The 15204-nt window shown below is 68.8% G+C and carries 13 protein-coding genes; 7 read left to right on the top strand and 6 right to left on the bottom strand.

The window, feature by feature from the left end:
* Positions 1 to 4: 4 nt before the first annotated feature.
* Positions 5 to 316: a GNAT family N-acetyltransferase gene (locus ACTIFS_RS13865; RefSeq protein ID WP_439574703.1), complete on the bottom strand. Its 312-nt coding sequence runs from the start codon at positions 314 to 316 to the stop codon at positions 5 to 7.
* Positions 317 to 357: 41 nt separating this feature from the next.
* Positions 358 to 3063, bottom strand: coding sequence for a bifunctional acetate--CoA ligase family protein/GNAT family N-acetyltransferase (locus ACTIFS_RS13860; protein ID WP_439574702.1), 2706 nt, complete (start codon positions 3061 to 3063; stop codon positions 358 to 360).
* 177 nt (positions 3064 to 3240) lie between these two features.
* On the opposite strand from ACTIFS_RS13860, the gene ACTIFS_RS13855 reads away from it, so the two are divergent.
* The gene (locus ACTIFS_RS13855; RefSeq protein WP_439574701.1) at positions 3241 to 4254 is read left to right on the top strand and encodes a hypothetical protein; all 1014 of its coding nucleotides are present in this window, start codon (positions 3241 to 3243) and stop codon (positions 4252 to 4254) included.
* A gap of 9 nt (positions 4255 to 4263) precedes the next feature.
* Here the strand turns inward: ACTIFS_RS13855 and ACTIFS_RS13850 are convergent, their stop codons facing one another.
* The gene (locus tag ACTIFS_RS13850) at positions 4264 to 4878 is read right to left on the bottom strand and encodes a chloramphenicol acetyltransferase (protein ID WP_439574700.1); all 615 of its coding nucleotides are present in this window, start codon (positions 4876 to 4878) and stop codon (positions 4264 to 4266) included.
* A 231-nt stretch (positions 4879 to 5109) separates the two neighbouring features.
* Between ACTIFS_RS13850 and phnC the strand changes: the two genes are divergently transcribed.
* Genes phnC through phnE (ACTIFS_RS13825) form a run of 5 tightly spaced genes read left to right on the top strand, consistent with a single transcriptional unit; the run spans position 5110 to position 9596 of the window.
* The gene (phnC, locus tag ACTIFS_RS13845; RefSeq protein ID WP_439574699.1) at positions 5110 to 5916 is read left to right on the top strand and encodes a phosphonate ABC transporter ATP-binding protein; all 807 of its coding nucleotides are present in this window, start codon (positions 5110 to 5112) and stop codon (positions 5914 to 5916) included.
* A gap of 35 nt (positions 5917 to 5951) precedes the next feature.
* A complete protein-coding gene (phnD, locus tag ACTIFS_RS13840) occupies positions 5952 to 6872 on the top strand; it encodes a phosphonate ABC transporter substrate-binding protein (RefSeq protein ID WP_439574698.1) in 921 nt (306 codons plus the stop codon).
* A gap of 26 nt (positions 6873 to 6898) precedes the next feature.
* Positions 6899 to 7807, top strand: coding sequence for a phosphonate ABC transporter substrate-binding protein (gene phnD, locus ACTIFS_RS13835; protein WP_439574697.1), 909 nt, complete (start codon positions 6899 to 6901; stop codon positions 7805 to 7807).
* Positions 7808 to 7833: 26 nt separating this feature from the next.
* Complete coding sequence (gene phnE / locus ACTIFS_RS13830; RefSeq protein WP_439574696.1) at positions 7834 to 8730, top strand: phosphonate ABC transporter, permease protein PhnE; 897 nt, start codon at positions 7834 to 7836, stop codon at positions 8728 to 8730.
* The gene (gene phnE / locus ACTIFS_RS13825; RefSeq protein WP_439574695.1) at positions 8730 to 9596 is read left to right on the top strand and encodes a phosphonate ABC transporter, permease protein PhnE; all 867 of its coding nucleotides are present in this window, start codon (positions 8730 to 8732) and stop codon (positions 9594 to 9596) included. The genes phnE (ACTIFS_RS13830) and phnE (ACTIFS_RS13825) overlap by 1 nt, the downstream gene beginning before the upstream one ends.
* Positions 9597 to 9874: 278 nt before the next feature.
* On the opposite strand, the gene ACTIFS_RS13820 is transcribed toward phnE (ACTIFS_RS13825), so the two are convergent.
* The 3 genes from ACTIFS_RS13820 to ACTIFS_RS13810 form a co-directional block, all read right to left on the bottom strand.
* Complete coding sequence (locus tag ACTIFS_RS13820; protein ID WP_439574694.1) at positions 9875 to 10882, bottom strand: fatty acid desaturase; 1008 nt, start codon at positions 10880 to 10882, stop codon at positions 9875 to 9877.
* A gap of 193 nt (positions 10883 to 11075) precedes the next feature.
* Positions 11076 to 12251, bottom strand: a complete 1176-nt coding sequence (locus tag ACTIFS_RS13815) for a DUF2855 family protein (RefSeq protein WP_439574693.1) — start codon at positions 12249 to 12251, stop codon at positions 11076 to 11078.
* 165 nt (positions 12252 to 12416) lie between these two features.
* Positions 12417 to 14054 (bottom strand): acyl-CoA dehydrogenase family protein, encoded by a 1638-nt coding sequence (locus ACTIFS_RS13810; protein WP_439574692.1) that lies wholly within the window; start codon positions 14052 to 14054, stop codon positions 12417 to 12419.
* A 178-nt stretch (positions 14055 to 14232) separates the two neighbouring features.
* On the opposite strand from ACTIFS_RS13810, the gene ACTIFS_RS13805 reads away from it, so the two are divergent.
* Complete coding sequence (locus ACTIFS_RS13805; protein WP_439574691.1) at positions 14233 to 15183, top strand: helix-turn-helix domain-containing protein; 951 nt, start codon at positions 14233 to 14235, stop codon at positions 15181 to 15183.
* The last annotated feature ends 21 nt before the right edge of the window (positions 15184 to 15204 follow it).

The raw sequence follows: 15204 nt of genomic DNA, 5'->3' as shown, positions 1-15204 counted from the left end.
AGCCTCAGAGCCCGAGCGCGATCCGGTAGGAGGGGTGCAGCAGGTCGCGCTCCTCCGGGTGCTTGCCGAAATACGCCGAGAAGAACGGGCAGACCGGCATGACCTTGAGCTCGCGCTCGCGCGCCGCCTTCAGCCCCGCCTTCACCAGTGCCGAGCCGATGCCGCGTCCGCCGAGCGCCTGCGGCACCTCGGTATGGGTGAACATGATGGCGCCCTTGATCAGCCGGTATTCGGCGAATGCCGTGTGGCCGTCGATGACCGCCTCGAAACGCTGGGCATCGGGATTGTCGGTGACGGTGACGGTTTCTGCACTCATGGGACGGCTCCGGGGGATGAACGGCCCAAGCAGGGCATGGCTCACGCCGCCTGTCCAGAGCCCTTCAGGTCCAGTACCACCTTCTGCAGGCCCGGATCGCCGGGGTCGGTCGAGGCGCGGAAGCCGAGGTCGCGGGCAAGCGACAGCATCCTAGTGTTTTCGGCGAGCACCTGCCCGACGATGCGCCGCATGCCCTGGCCACGGCCATAGTCGATGATGAGCCGCATCAGCGTGAGGCCCAGGCCGCGGCCCTGCAGGTCGGAGCGGACGAAGACGGCGAATTCGGCATCGGCATTGTCGGGGTCGGCATGCAGGCGCACCGCGCCGAGCATCTCGCCGGTGTCCCGGTCGAGCGCGGCCAGCACCATGGAGCGGGCATAGTCGATCTGGGTCAGGCGGGCGATGAAGGCGTGCGAGAACTCCTTCACCGGCGCGAAGAAGCGCTGGCGGACGTCGTTGGGATCGACCCGTTCGAGGAAGGTGCGGAACAGGTCCTCGTCCTCCGGCCGCACCGGGCGGATGCGGAAGGTGAAGCCGGCATCGGTGGTCACCTCGCGCTCCCATTCCTTCGGATAGGGACGGATGGCAAAGCGCGGATGGCCGCCGCGGGTCAGCCGCTCGGCGCGCGGGGCGCCGATGGCGATGCGCGCGTCGAGGGCCAGCACGCCGGTGGCATCGGCGATCAGCGGGTTGATGTCAATCTCGGCAATGAGCGGCAGGTCGGCGGCAAGCTGCGACAGGCGCACCAGCACGCCGGCCACGGCCTGCTGGTCCACCGGGGGCACGTCGCGATAGCCGGCCATCTGGCGGGAGATGCGGGTGCGCGCGATCATGTCGCGGGCGATCCGCAGGTCGAGAGGCGGCAGCGCCAGCGCCCGGTCGCGGATGAGCTCGACCGCCTTGCCGCCGCGGCCGAACAGCATGACCGAGCCGAAGGTCGGGTCGTCGGCAAGCCCGGCGATCAGCTCGATGGCGGCGGGACGGTGCACCATGGGCTGGACGATGACGCCCTCGATCCGGGCCTTCGGCTGGCGCTCCGCGATGCGCGCCAGCATGTCGGCGACCGCCTGTTCCACCGCCTCGCGGGTGGCAAGGCCGAGCCTGACGCCGCCGACATCTGATTTGTGGACGATATCGGGCGACAGGATCTTCACAGCGCAGGCGGCCCCTCCGGCGAGGAAGGGCGCAGCCGCCGCGCCGGCCTCCTGCGGCGTCGTCGCGGCCCGCACCGGCACGGTCGGGATGCCATAGGCCGTCAGGATGCGGTCGACCAGCACCGGCCCGAGCCAGCGGTGACCGGCCTTCATCTCGGCGGCGATGGCATCGCGCAGGCTGGCAAGGTCGGCCGGCGCAACGATCTCGGCGCTTTCCGGCGTCTCCATCAGCGCGTCCTGCCCGCGCCGGTAGCGGACGAGATGCATGAAGCCGCGCACCGCCTCCGATTCGGTCGGATAGCTCGGCACGCCGACCTTGGCGAAGGTGCCTGTCGCCTCCTCCTGGTCGCCGAGCCAGACCGCGAAGACCGGCTTGCGGTGCTGCCGCCGCGCCGCGACCACGGCGGCGACGCGGTCGGCCGCCTCGCGGCTCGGCAGCAAAGCGGTCGGGCAGTTCATGACGAGGACGGCATCGGCAGCCGGGTCGTCGAGCACCGCCTCCATGGCTGCCTCGTAGCGGGCGGCATCGGCATCGCCGATGATGTCGACCGGATTGGCGCGCGACCAGGTGGCGGGCATCGCTCCGTCCAGCCGCTTCAGCGTGGCCTCCGACAGGTCGGCCAGCGCCCCGCCCTGGCTGCTGAGCGCATCGACCGCCAGCACGCCGAGGCCGCCGCCATTGGTGACGATGGCGAGCCGGTCGCCGCGAAAGCCCGGATAGCGGGACAGGGTCTCGGCGGCGGCGATCAGTTCGTCGAGGTCGTTGACGCGCACGAGGCCGGCGCGCGCGAAGGCGGCGTCATAGACCTCGTCGGCGCCGGCCAGTGCGCCCGTATGCGAGCGCGCCGCCTTCGCGGCTGCCTGGCTGCGGCCGGATTTCAGCACCACCACCGGCTTGGAGCGCGCGGCCGCGCGGGCCGAGGCCATGAACTTGCGCACGTCGGTGACGGCCTCGACATAGACGAGGATGGCGCGCGTGCGGTAGTCGCCGGCGAAATAGTCCAGGCTGTCGCCGAGATCGACGTCGAGCTGGTCGCCGAGCGTGACCACGCCGGAAAAGCCGATCTTGCGCTGGTCGGCCCATTCGAGCAGGGCGGCCGCGATGGCTCCCGACTGCGAGACGAAGGCGAGGTGCCCCGGCCGCGCGGCGCGTGACGAAAAGCTCGCGTCCAGCCTGCCGTGCGGGGCGATGACGCCGAAGCAGTTCGGCCCGACGAGGCGGATGCCGGTGGCGCGCACGGAGGCATCGAGCCGGCCGGCGGCACGCCTGTAGCCGTCACGCTCCAGCGCGGAGATGACCACGGCCGTCGGCACGCCCTTGAGCGCAGCCTCCTCGACCAGGCCGGGAATGGTCGGGCCGGGGGTGGCGAGCACGACCAGGTCGGGCACCGAGGGCAGTTCGGCGAGCGAGGCGAAGGCCTTCAGGCCCGCCACCGTGTCGTGCTTGGGATTGACCGGCCAGAGCGGGCCGGAGAAGCCGGCTCGGGCCATGTTGGCCATCAGCGCCGACCCCATGGAGCGCGGCCGGTCGGTGGCGCCGACAATGGCGACGGAGCGGGGCGCGAAGAACCGATCGAGACGATAGACGGACACGCGCAGGGCCTCTCGGCTGGGGAGCAGGGCGGCGCCAATCTAGCGGCAGGCCATGGCGGGCCGATAGCGCTGGATCAGGGCGGCGCCGTGCCGCAAGGCCGCAGGCGGATCGGCAGTCCGGGGTTGGATTCCGCTGGCGGGCACCGCATTGTCGGCAGGCCACACCGGAGATTGCTGATGCATCGGGTTTCCAAGTTCCTTCTCGGCCTGCTCGCCTGTGTCGGGCTGCTGCTGTCATCGGCATCTTCTAGGGCCGAGTTCCGCGGCGCGGACCATCTCGCCGGCTGGTGGCTGTCTGTCGATACCGTCGCCTTCCCGCCGCTGTGGGACGCCGGCATGATCCTGGCGATGGAGGAACTGCTCATCATCGACGGGCAGGGGCGCTTCCAGTCCCGCATGATGATGTTCACGACGCCCGAAGCATCCCAGTGCCGGGATGGGAGCCTGTGCAGCGACGCCCAGATGCTGGTTCAGGGGTCCGTTGCGGTGTCGGGCGGCGCGCTGACCTTCTCCGGCCTGACCAGCACGTCCCTCACCGCCGATGGCGCCGAGACGGACCGGGATATCCGCGCCCGCATCCTGCCGGCACGGGCCCGCTGGCAGGTCGAGGGCGAGGCCACGGCAGGCACCGGCATCATGCGGCTGCGGTCGGAGGCCGGCGCCGCGCCCCGCATCTTCGTAAAGGTCGATCCGGACGTCTTGCGCCGCGTTCGGTCCGGCTTCACTGCCCAGATCATCTCCCCGGCACAGCACTGGCGCTGCTATCTCGGCCGCGTCGCGGGCGACCCGGCGACGACGGGCCGCCTCGACCCCGATCCTGCGGTTCGCGCCTATCTGCGCGCGGCAAGCCTTGCCCAGACGATTGCCAGCCTGAGGGCGCCGCCCGCCACAGGTCAGGACGCGAGCCGGGGAGGCACGCAGGCGCGCGCGCCCGAGCACCTGATGGTCGAGGCCCATCCTGCCCTGCCGGCGCCAGCCACGGCGGTGGAGCGCAGGCGCCTCGACATCATGTCCGTGATTCTGGAGCAGGTCCGGCAGGGCCGGACCTGGGAGGCCGCCACCGACATGGTGCGCCGTGCGGCGCGGCCCGCCGACATTGCCATTCCCCTCGACGAGGAGGCGCGCGCCGCATGGCAGGCCGTGGGGCAGGATGCCGGTCTCTACGAGCGGCTCTTCTGCCACCGGCCCTGAGACCTCGCCTCAGCCGCCGTGCGTCTCCAGAAAGGCCTCCACCAGCAGGGTGCGGAAGTCCGGCAGCGCCTGCCGCAGCCGTTCGTGGTCCCAGTCCCACCAGGCAAGGGCCATCAGCCGCGCGCCGATGGCTTCGGGGAAGCGCATGCGGATGAGGCGGGCCGGGTTGCCGGCCACGATGGCATAGGGCGGCACGTCCTTCGTCACGATGGCGCCTGCCGCGATCACCGCGCCGGTGCCGACCGTGCGGCCGGCCAGCACCACCGCGCCGTGGCCGATCCACACGTCGTGGCCGATGGTGACGGAATGCTCGCGCCGCCACTGGAAGAAGTCCGCCTCGTCCGGTTCGCCGTCCCAGTATTTCGAGGCTCGATACTGGAAATGCGCCTGGCTCGCCCGCTCCATCGGATGGTTGCCCGGATTGATGCGGGTGAAGGCCGCGATGGAGGCGAACTTGCCGATGGCCGCCATGTCGAACTGGGCGCCCTGCGCGACATAGGAATAGTCGTCCATGGTCACCTCGGAGAGCGCGCAGAGCGGACCGATCTCGGTATAGGCGCCGAAGCGGCACCTGCTCACGCGGGCGGTGGGATGGATCGACGGTTCGGGACCGAGCGTGCTCATGGGGATGGCATCCGGATGGGAGTTTGGGCGATGAAATCAGCGTTGCTGGCGCTCGTCTGTGCAGATGAAACAGGCATGACATTTCGATGACAAGAACCAAGTAATCATCCGGTCGATCACTTCTGTTGAGAAGGAAAGAAGCGTCACAAAACTGTAATTGGCCTGGCCTACAGCGGAACGCAGCCGTGAAGGTCTAGACCTTTGCCGGCTGGTCCCTGACAGGAGCCAGGAATGCTGACCATCGATCGGATCTCCCGGCGTTTCGGAGCCAAGACGGCCGTCTCCGAAGTCTCGCTGGAGGTGCCGCGCGGTGCCTTCATCGGCATTATCGGCCGGTCCGGCGCCGGCAAGTCGACCCTCCTGCGCATGATCAACAGGCTGCAGGAACCGTCCGAGGGCCGCATCCTCTGCGAGGGCCGCGACGTGACGCAGCTCTCCGGCGCCGCCCTGCGCGACTGGCGCCAGTCCTGTGCCATGATCTTCCAGCAGTTCAACCTGGTCGGCCGGCTCGACGTGCTGACCAATGTGCTCATGGGCCGGCTGAACCATGTCGGCCAGGCCCGCGCCCTCTTCAAGATGTGGACCGCCGAGGATAAGGCCATCGCGCTCTCCGCGCTGGAGCAGTTCGACATCGCCTCGCTCGCCGCCCAGCGCGCGGAGAGCCTGTCCGGCGGCCAGCAGCAGCGCGTGGCGATTGCCCGGGCGCTGGTCCAGGAGCCGCAGTTGATCCTCGCCGACGAGCCGATCGCCTCGCTCGACCCGCGCAACACGCGCATCGTCATGGACGCGCTGCAGCGGATCAATCGCCATTACGGCATCACGGTCGTCTGCAACCTGCACTCGCTCGACCTCGCCAAATCCTATTGCGACCGGCTGGTCGGCATGGCGCAGGGCCGGGTGGTGTTCGACGGCGCGCCGCAGACGCTGACCGAGGCCGCCGCCCGCGAGCTTTACGGCATCGAGGCCGGCGACGTCATCGACAGCCACACGCCGGTTCCGGCTGCGGGGCCGGTGCTCGCCGACGCCGTGCCGGCCTGATCCTTCACGCTTCCACCCCGTCTCAGGAGAGACAGATGACCTTCGATCGCCGCCAGATCGTTGCCGGCCTTGCCGGCCTGCCGCTTGCCGCCGGCAGCGCCTCCGCCCAGTCGGGCTGGCAGGCCCGCTTTCCCGAACTGGTCATGGCCGTCGTGCCGGCCGAGAACGCCTCCGGCCTGACCGGCCGCATGGAGCCGTTCTGCGCCTATCTCGGCCGCGAACTCGGCGTGAAGGTGACGCTGCGCATCGCCAATGACTATGCGGCGGTGATCGAGGGTCACCGGGCCGGCAACATCCATATCGGCTTCCACGGCCCGTCGTCTTATGTGCGGGCCCGGACCGTGACCAATGGCGGCGTCGAGCCCTTCGTGACGACGATCAATTCAGATGGTTCGACCGGCTATTACTCCGTCCTCTACACCCGCGCGGACAATCCCGCCGCCTCGATCCAGGACCTGCGCGGCAAGAACCTCTGCCTGGTCGACCCCAATTCGACGTCGGGCAACAACGTGCCCCGTTTCGCCATGAGCCGGATGGGCATCGCCAATCCCGACCAGCACTTCGCACGCGTTGTCTATGCCGGCAGCCACGAGAACGCCATCACCGCCGTCCTGCAGGGCACCTGTGACGGCGCGTTCAACTGGTGGAACTCCGAACAGGACTCCAACTTCTCGCGCATGGTCAACAAGGGCATGGTCAAGCCCGAGGACTTCAAGATCATCTTCAAGTCGGACCTGATCGCCGGTTCGCCCTATGCCTGGCTGACCGCCCTGCCGGCCGATGCCAAGGCCGCCATCCTGAAGGCCTTCATCGAGGCACCCCAGAAGGACAAGGCCGCCTTCGAACGCCTGTCCGACGGCAAGGATCGCGGCTTTCATCCGGTGACCCACAAGGATTACGAGACCATCGTCGAACTGCAGAAGTTCGTCGACCAGATGCGCCGCGCCCGCTCCTGATCCCGCCTGATCGACGGAGAGCCGCCATGCTCGCGCGCCGCCTCGTCCTTGCAGCCGCTGCCACGCTGGCTCTGGCGGCGCCCGTCCTCGCGAATGACTGGCGCCGGACCCATCCGGAGCTGGTCTTCTCGATCATCCCCTCGGAGAATTCCGGCGGCGTGCTGGACCGCTACGGTCCCTTCGTCGCCTATCTCTCCAGCGAACTCGGCGTGAAGGTGACGCTGCGCATCGCCAATGACTATGCGGCGGTGATCGAGGGCCTGCGCACCGGCCAGGTCCATTTCGCGCATCTGGGGCCGTCGGCCTATGCGCGGGCCGCCATCGTCACCGAGGGGGCCGTCGAGCCGCTGGTCACCATGGCCAATTCGCAAGGCGCTATCGGCTATTATTCCGTGCTCTACGTGCGCACCGGCGACAGCGCCCGGACCGTGCAGGATCTTGCCGGCCGCAATCTCTGCCTGGTCGATCCGAACTCGGCTTCAGGCAACAATGTGCCGCGCTTTGCGCTGAACAGGCTCGGCATCGTGCCGGAGACGCATTTTGCCAAGGTGGTCTATGCCGGCAGCCACGAGAACGCCGTGGTCGGCCTGATGCAGGGCACCTGCGATGCCGCCTTCAACTGGTGGAACACCGAGCGGGAGTCGAACCTCCTGCGCATGGCCGCCAAGGGGATGGTGAAGGCCGAGGACGTGCGGATCGTGTTCCGCTCCGATCTCATCCCCGGCTCGCCGATCACCATGATGCGCGCCATGCCCGAGCCGATGCGGGCCGCAGTGCGCCAGGCCTTCCTGGATGCGGCCGAGAAGGGCCGCGAGGCGTTCCTGCGCATCAGCGACGGCAATGCCACCCGCTACGAGCCGGTGAAGACCGAGGATTATCAGGTGATGGTCGACCTGACGCGCTTCATCGACCAGATGCGCCGCCGGCGCAGCTGATCCCTTCCGCTTTTCCGGCAGCCCCCATGTCCACAGCCGTTCCCCGTCTGCCCGAGCCCCAGCTTCAGGCGCTCGAACGGGCCTATGGCTCGGCGCTCGCCGAGAAGCGGCGGATGCTCGTCGTCGGACTGGTGCTGTTCGTCGCCTGCTTCATCGTCGCCGGCTTCGTCGCCGAGGTGCGGCCGCAGACCTTCTTCGCCAATCTCTGGCGGTTCACCGACTACATCGCCCGCATCTTCACGCTGGAGCAGGGCCCGGCCAGCGGCCGGTTCGTGCTGTTCGACATCACCGAATGGATGTGGGGCTTCGACAAATGGGCGAAGCTCCTGTTCGAGACGCTGATGATCGCCTATGTCGGCACGCTGATCGGCGCGGCCGGCGGCTTCCTGTTCTCCTTCCTCTCGGCGCGCAACCTGATGCCCGATGCCTGGATCAGGATCGCCGCCAAGCGCTGGCTCGAGTTCTGCCGCACCGTGCCGGAGATCGTCTTCGCGCTGATCTTCGTGGTTGCCTTCGGCCTCGGTCCGGTGCCGGGCGTGCTGGCCATCGCCATCCACACCTTCGGCGCGCTTGGCAAACAGTTCGCCGAGGTTGCCGAGAATGTCGACATGAAGCCGGTCGACGGGCTGAAGGCGACCGGCGCCACCTGGACCGCATGCATGCGCTTCGCCGTGCTGCCGCAGGTCCTGTCCAACTATGTCAGCTACGCCCTGCTGCGCTTCGAGATCAATGTGCGCGGCGCAGCCGTCATGGGCTTCGTCGGGGCCGGCGGCATCGGCCAGGACCTCGTCGAGGCGATCCGCAAGTTCTACTATTCGGATGTCTCGGCCATCCTGGTGCTGATCATCGCCACCGTCATGGTCATCGATCTTCTGACCGAGAAGCTCCGCCACCGGTTCATCAGCATGGATGGAGGCCGGTGATGACCCATCCGGTGCGCGAGGCGGCGCTGGCCGACCGGGCAGGGCTGGAAGCCCGCCATGCGGCGATCTTCCGCCCTCCGGCGGCGCAGCGGATCAGGCCGGTCCTGATCGTCGCGGCCATGCTCGGCGTGCTCGCCTATGGCATTGCGAGCCTCGGCCTCGACCCGGTGCGGCTGGTGAACGGGGTCGGCCGGCTCGGCGAGTTCGTCTGGTTCATGATCCCGCCCTCCACCGGCACCTGGTCGAAGCTCCTCGTCTATCTGCATGCACTGGCCGAGACGGTGGCGATCGCCTTCCTCGGCGTGTTCACCGCCGCCATCCTGGCCTTTCCGGTCGGCTTCCTGGCCGCCCGGAACGTCATCCCGAATGTCGTCATCCATTTCCTGTCGCGGCGCTTCCTGGACACGATCCGCGGCGTCGACGAGTTGATCTGGGCGCTGATCTGGGTGAGCGTCGTCGGCCTCGGCCCTTTTGCCGGCGTGCTCGCGCTCGTCACCTCCAATTTCGGCATTTTCGGCAAGCTGTTCTCCGAGGCGATCGAGGCGGCCGACCGCAAGGCATCGGAGGGCGTCGCCTCCACCGGTGGCTCGAATCTCGCCGGCATCCGCTTCGGCCTGCTGCCGCAGGTGCTGCCGGTGATGGGCAGCCAGGTGCTCTATTTCTTCGAGAGCAACACCCGCTCGGCGACGATCATCGGGATTGTCGGGGCAGGCGGCATCGGCCTGCATCTGGCCGAGCAGATCCGCGTGCTGGAATACCAGCATGTCTCGGCGCTGATCCTGATGATCCTCGCAACCGTTGCCATCATCGACCAGATCTCCTCGCGCCTGCGCTTCGCGCTGATCGGCACGCAGTCGATCCGGTAGGCCGGGGGGATTTTGGCCCCTCGGATAGTCCTGCACAGAGACGGTGCGTCCTTCGAGGCTCGCTTCGCTCGCACCTCAGGATGAGGATGGTTGTGCATGGCATCGGGCAGATCGGCGAGTGCGCCCGAGCTTCGCTTGCTGGATGCAGGCCCCAGACTTCCTCATCCTGAGGTGTGAGCCCGAAGGGCGAGCCTCGAAGGACGCATGAACCCCTATGCAGGGAAGTCCCTCGGCGATCCGACCCGGCCCGGTCGCGCCACCTGGCCGGGGCCGCCCCCTCACACCCCGGCGGGCTGCACCTCGCCCGGCTCAGGGCGCACGGTCCGCGTCCAGAGCGAATATTTCGGGTCCGTGATGAACTCGACCATCAGCCTTGTCCACGACGAATGGCTGGGCAGGTTCAGGTAGTCGTCCGGGGCGATGCGCGTCACCTCCGGCAGCCGGTTCCACGGGATGGACGGGAAATCGTGGTGCTCGTTGTGGTAGCCGATATTGAGGGCGATCGTGTTCAGCGGCCCGTAGTAATTGGCCGTGTCGTGCTGGTCGTCACCGGTGAAATGCTCCTGCACCCAGCGCGCGCCGAGCGGGTGCAGGCCGATTCCGAACCAGAACGAGGCGAACAGGTAGAGCACCGCCGCCGGCCCCGCCAGCCACCAGACGAGCGCGACCGTGCCGAAGTTCACCACCACGTTGGCGATCCCCCAGCCGTCGGTGGGAACCACCCCGCGCACGCGCACGACGCGCAGCGCCTGGAAGACGGGGAAGAAGAAGAACCACAACGCCTTGCGCCAGGTCGAACGGCCGATCATGCGCGCCTCCCAGTCGGAGGGGATGTCCGTGTCGCGGTCGAAGTCGCCGAGATGGGCATGGTGGGACAAATGGCAGGCGCGAAAGCCCATGCCGCCGGGCAGGACCATGGGCAGGTCCGCGGCCAGGATCACCACCCTGTTCAGGAAGCGGTTGCGGAAGATGAGATTGTGGGTGGCGTCGTGGATGACGACGTAGAGGGCATGGGTCAGGAAGGCCCCGAACCCGTAGGCGACGATCAGCGCCAGCCACCACCACGACAGGCCCGCAAGGCCGAAGCCGATGGCGACCGCGAACTGCGTGCCGACGATGAGGGCGGTCAGCGCCGCCGTCCACGGGTTGCGGCCGATCAGCTCACGGATCTCCGGATGGGCCTTGAGGATCGCCTTGGCGCGCGCCGAATGGGTCTCGCCGAGCGCGGGGACGAAGGTCTCCTCGCGCGCGATGTCGAACTCGACGGGCTGTGGAACGGTGGTCATCCCCATGGTCCCCGCATGCGCGCCATGGCACCTGCATGCGCGGTCTGTGGCGTGATGTCGCAGCAAACTGCGTGCATCGGGCGCGGCGGAAGGTCAAGACGGTCGAGGCGGCGCGATCATCACAAATTGCGGCTTTGTGACCGAAATCGTGCGCAGCGGCCGCGCTGGGTCGGACAGCCGCTGCGGGCCCGGCTCAGTCCGCCAGCGAGAGGACGAGGCCCTGGTCCGGCGGAACCCGGCCCTCCAGCGTCTCGCGATAGCGCCGCTCGACCGCGTCCGGTCCGCGTTCGTCGACGATGGCGAGCCAGCCGGAAGCGGGTTGCAGCACGCTCTGCCAGGCCTCGCCGAAGCGCGTGTCGAAGCCACCGGGACCCCAGTCGCCATGGCGCTTCACCATCTGGTCGGGCGCGAAGAAGAATTTCGGCCGGGCGCCCGGCAGGTCCATGCGGCCGGCCAGATCCTCCCATTGCGTGCCGCCGATCCGGCAGGAATAGACGAGGTTGTCGCCGAACCGGGTGTGGATGCGGGTGAGCAGGGCGGCCCCGCCGGCCATGTCGATATAGACGGTCGGCACCGAGGGATCGAAGCCGTCGATCGCGTCATAGGTCGCCACCGCGTCATAGGCGCCCGAGGCCTCGACGAAGGCGCGGTTGCCCGGCGAGGTCAGGCCGACCACGCGGATGCCGGGGCGGGCGAGACGCTGCATCGCATGGCCGAAGCCGAGCGAGGTCTTCGACGAGGCCGAGGAGACCAGCACCTGCGTGCCGCCGAAGACGCCGTTGTCGTCGAGGAAATCGGCCGCCAGGAAGGACAGGGCGAAGAGCGGGCGCAGGAGCATCTGCAGGCCCTCCCGCTCCCTGGCATAGGCCGGGTCGGCGGCCACCCGTTCATAGCTGTTATAGACCGGGGGCAGGTCGCGCCGGTGGGGGCTGGCATCGACGAACCGGCGCGCCGAGATGCGGGCGGGCTCCACCACGCAATGCGTCGCCATCGGCCAGTAGCCGAAGATGCGCTCGCCCGCGGCAAGACCCTCGGCGCCCGAGGCCACCACGTCCGCGAAGCCCCAGACCGGGATGCGGCCATAGCCATCGGAAGCCGGGAAGAAGCTCCAGTAGGCCATCTGTTCGCCGAAGGCGGCATAGGTGATGTTGTTGGCCGTCAGCGCGAAGCGGTCCACCGCCAGAACCGCGCGGCCGGCCGCCGTCTCGGCCGTCACATCGATGCTGCCGCCGACCAGGCGCGTGTCGCGCAGGTCGTCGCGCTTCACCTCGAACGCCGCCGTGCCGATCATGGCGGATGCCGTCTGTGCCGCTGCCGTCATCGCATCCTCCAGTCCGTCGTCGTGTCGGTCAGGGTCGACCCGAGCCATGTCGGCATCGTGTCGGTGACCACCCGTCCTTCGGGAGAGTGCTGCGGCCGGAAGGCGCAGCTTTCGAATATGCCGGAATCATGCCTGACCAGCGTCACGCTGTCAAGGATGATTTTCCGATAATAGGAAATATTATATTCTGAAGCCAGCGAGCTCGAGGGAGCGTCAGGCCTGAACCCTCGCCACGATGGCATCGAGATCCACGCCCTTCGGCAGGACGCCGAAGCTGCGCGCCCCCTCATCGCCGAGGCGGGTGGCGATGAAGGCGTCCGCCACCGCGGCCGGTGCGTGGCGCACCAGCAGCGAGCCCTGCAGCACCAGCGCCATGCGCTCGGCGATGCGCCGGGCATCGGCCTCTGCCGGCACCGCCTTCAGCCGTGCGGCGACATCCTCCATGGCGGCGTCGAGCAGCGGGTTCTGCCCGCGGGCGGCCATCGCTTCCGCGGCGAAGGCATCGCGCGCCGCCGGCTCGCGCCCCAGCGTCCTCAGGATGTCGAGCGCGATGACATTGCCCGACCCCTCCCAGATGGCGTTGAGCGGCGATTCCCGGAACAGGCGCGGCAGCGGGCTCTCCTCCACATAGCCGGCGCCGCCATGGCACTCCATGCATTCGTAGACGAAGTTCGGGTTGCGCTTGGTGAGCCAGTATTTGGCCGCCGCCACGGCGAGGCGGGCGAAGGCACGCTCGCTGTCGCCGGTTTCCGAAAAGGCGCGCGCCACCCGCAGGGTCAGCGCCACCGCCGCCTCGTATTCCAGCGCAAGGTCGGCGATCACCGCCCGCATGGCCGGCTGGTCGATCAGCGTCTTCTGGAAGGCGCGGCGGTTGGCGACGTGGTGGTGGGCCTGGGCCAGCGCCATGCGCATGATGCCGATGGTCCCGGAAATGGTGTCGAGCCGGGTGTGGTGGACCATCTCGATGATGGTCTGGACGCCGCGCCCCTCCGCGCCGAGCAGGACCGCATGGGTGTCGTGATATTCGATCTCGGAGGATGCGTTGGACCTGTTGCCGAGCTTGTCCTTCAGCCGCATGACGTGGAGCGTGTTGCGCTCGCCGTCGGGGCGGATGCGCGGAACCAGGAAACAGGTGAGGCCGGCCCCGGTGTTGGCGAGGGTCAGGAAGCCGTCGCACATCGGCGCCGAGCAGAACCATTTGTGGCCGACCAGTCGGAAGGCGTCGCCGTCGGGATAGGCCCGGGTGGTGTTGGCGCGCACGTCGCTGCCGCCCTGCTTTTCGGTCATGGCCATGCCGACCGTGACGCCGCGTTTTTCCGCGATCGGCGCGAGCGGCGCGTCGTAGCAGCCGGCGACGATCTTCGGCACCCATTCGGCCGCCACGGCCGGGTTGTGACGAAGGGCCGGCACCGAGGCATAGGTCATCGAGATCGGGCACATCGTGCCCTGTTCGGCCTCGGTGAACAGGGCGAGCATGGCGGCATGGGCGACATGGCTGCCCGGCCGGTCCTCGGCCCAGGCGATGGAATGGATGCGGTGGCCCATCGCCAGGTCCATCAGCCGGTGGTAGCTGGGATGGAACCGCACCTCGTCGATGCGCCTGCCGTAGCGGTCGAACACGGTCAGTTCGGGCGGATGACGGTTGGCCTCCTCGCCCCATTGCAGCACCTCCTCGGTGCCGACATCGGCGCCGAGCGCGGCGAGCGGGGCATCGACCCATTCGCCGCCCTCGCGGCGGGCCCAGTCCCGCAGGACCGGATCGGAGGTGTAGAGGTTCCGCCCGGCGAAATCCGGCGGCTGGTTGGTCACCTCGTGGGTGACAAGGCGGGTCGAGGGGGCGTGGCGGGGCATTGTTGTCCCTCCGCTGGCGCTGGGCGGTTTCATCCGTCGCCGAGATTGGCACGCCATGCCGTCCGGAGCCATCCGCCGAAGAGGCATGCGAGTCGACACGGGTCGGCGCCGCAGGGCGTTGCACCGTGCAGGCCGGCATGGTCAAGTCTGCGCCCGATCCCCCGACGCCTCCTGCTCCATGCTCACCTGGTCGACCGATTCCCTGCCGCCCCACAGGCGGTTCGATTTCTGGCGCGAGGAGCGCGGCCGGCAGCTGTTCGGCGTGACGATCGAACTGCCGCCGGAGCACCGCCCGGCCTTCCATGGCCGCTTCTCGGCAACCGAGGTGGGCGGTGCGACGCTCGCCTCGCTGAACGCTTCGGCCTACCAGGTCAGCCGCACCGAGGCGGACATCGCCCGCGTGCCGAACGACAGTCTGATCATCGGCCTGCAGGTCGCCGGACCCGGCTGGTGCGACACGCTGGCCGGACAGGCCTTCGTCGATGTCGGCGCCGTGATGATCGGCCATGCGAACCTGCCGTCACAGGCAACGCCCGCCACCACCGGCGATTTCCATGCCCACATGCTGCGCATCCCGCTCGGGCGGATCGGCGAGGGGCGGGAGGCGGCGGGGCGGCTGCATTTCGCGCCGGCGCAGGACGACCGCCTGTCGATGCTGGTGGACGCCGCCGCCTCGGCTCTGATCGAGGAGGCGCCGTCCCTCGCCCCCGAGGTGGCGGAAGGCTCGGTCGCTGTCATCGCCCGGCTGGCCCTGCTGGCGCGTGGTGCCGTACCGGCCGGTTCCCGCGAAAGCCGGCAGGCGCTAAGGGCCGGCCACCACCTTGCCGCCGTCAGGATCATGCGGCGGAACCTGCACCGCGCCGGACTGGCACCGGAGGCGGTCGCGACCGCCCTCGGCATCTCGTTGCGCCAGCTCCACATCGTGTTCGAGCCCACGGGTCGCAGCTTCCAGACCACGCTTACCGGCATGCGCATCGACATGGCCTGCCGGCGGCTCGCGGCGCGGCCGGCCGAATCCATCGCCGACCTCGCCTTTGCGTGCGGCTTCGAGAGCCTTCCGACCTTCTATCGCGCCTTCCGCCGCTTCGCCGGCCGAACGCCGCGCGAGGTCCGCGCCGGACAGGCCTGACGCAGGAGAGGGCCGGCGGCT

This window comes from Phreatobacter sp. (assembly GCF_051860605.1).
GTDB lineage: Bacteria > Pseudomonadota > Alphaproteobacteria > Rhizobiales > Phreatobacteraceae > Phreatobacter.
Note: the sequence above shows the minus strand (reverse complement) of the source record. Positions and strands in the feature narration are given on the sequence as shown.

Bases quoted from the DNA above. Each gene is read 5' to 3' on its own strand.
- ACTIFS_RS13810 (WP_439574692.1), bottom strand. From the start codon at position 14,054: ATGCCCCGCCACGCCCCCTCGACCCGCCTTGTCACCCACGAGGTGACC.
- ACTIFS_RS13805 (WP_439574691.1), top strand. From the start codon at position 14,233: ATGCTCACCTGGTCGACCGATTCCCTGCCGCCCCACAGGCGGTTCGAT.
- phnE (WP_439574695.1), top strand. From the start codon at position 8,730: ATGACCCATCCGGTGCGCGAGGCGGCGCTGGCCGACCGGGCAGGGCTG.
- ACTIFS_RS13815 (WP_439574693.1), bottom strand. From the start codon at position 12,251: ATGGCTCGGGTCGACCCTGACCGACACGACGACGGACTGGAGGATGCG.
- ACTIFS_RS13855 (WP_439574701.1), top strand. From the start codon at position 3,241: ATGCATCGGGTTTCCAAGTTCCTTCTCGGCCTGCTCGCCTGTGTCGGG.
- phnC (WP_439574699.1), top strand. From the start codon at position 5,110: ATGCTGACCATCGATCGGATCTCCCGGCGTTTCGGAGCCAAGACGGCC.
- ACTIFS_RS13850 (WP_439574700.1), bottom strand. From the start codon at position 4,878: ATGAGCACGCTCGGTCCCGAACCGTCGATCCATCCCACCGCCCGCGTG.
- phnD (WP_439574698.1), top strand. From the start codon at position 5,952: ATGACCTTCGATCGCCGCCAGATCGTTGCCGGCCTTGCCGGCCTGCCG.
- phnD (WP_439574697.1), top strand. From the start codon at position 6,899: ATGCTCGCGCGCCGCCTCGTCCTTGCAGCCGCTGCCACGCTGGCTCTG.
- ACTIFS_RS13865 (WP_439574703.1), bottom strand. From the start codon at position 316: ATGAGTGCAGAAACCGTCACCGTCACCGACAATCCCGATGCCCAGCGT.
- ACTIFS_RS13820 (WP_439574694.1), bottom strand. From the start codon at position 10,882: ATGACCACCGTTCCACAGCCCGTCGAGTTCGACATCGCGCGCGAGGAG.
- phnE (WP_439574696.1), top strand. From the start codon at position 7,834: ATGTCCACAGCCGTTCCCCGTCTGCCCGAGCCCCAGCTTCAGGCGCTC.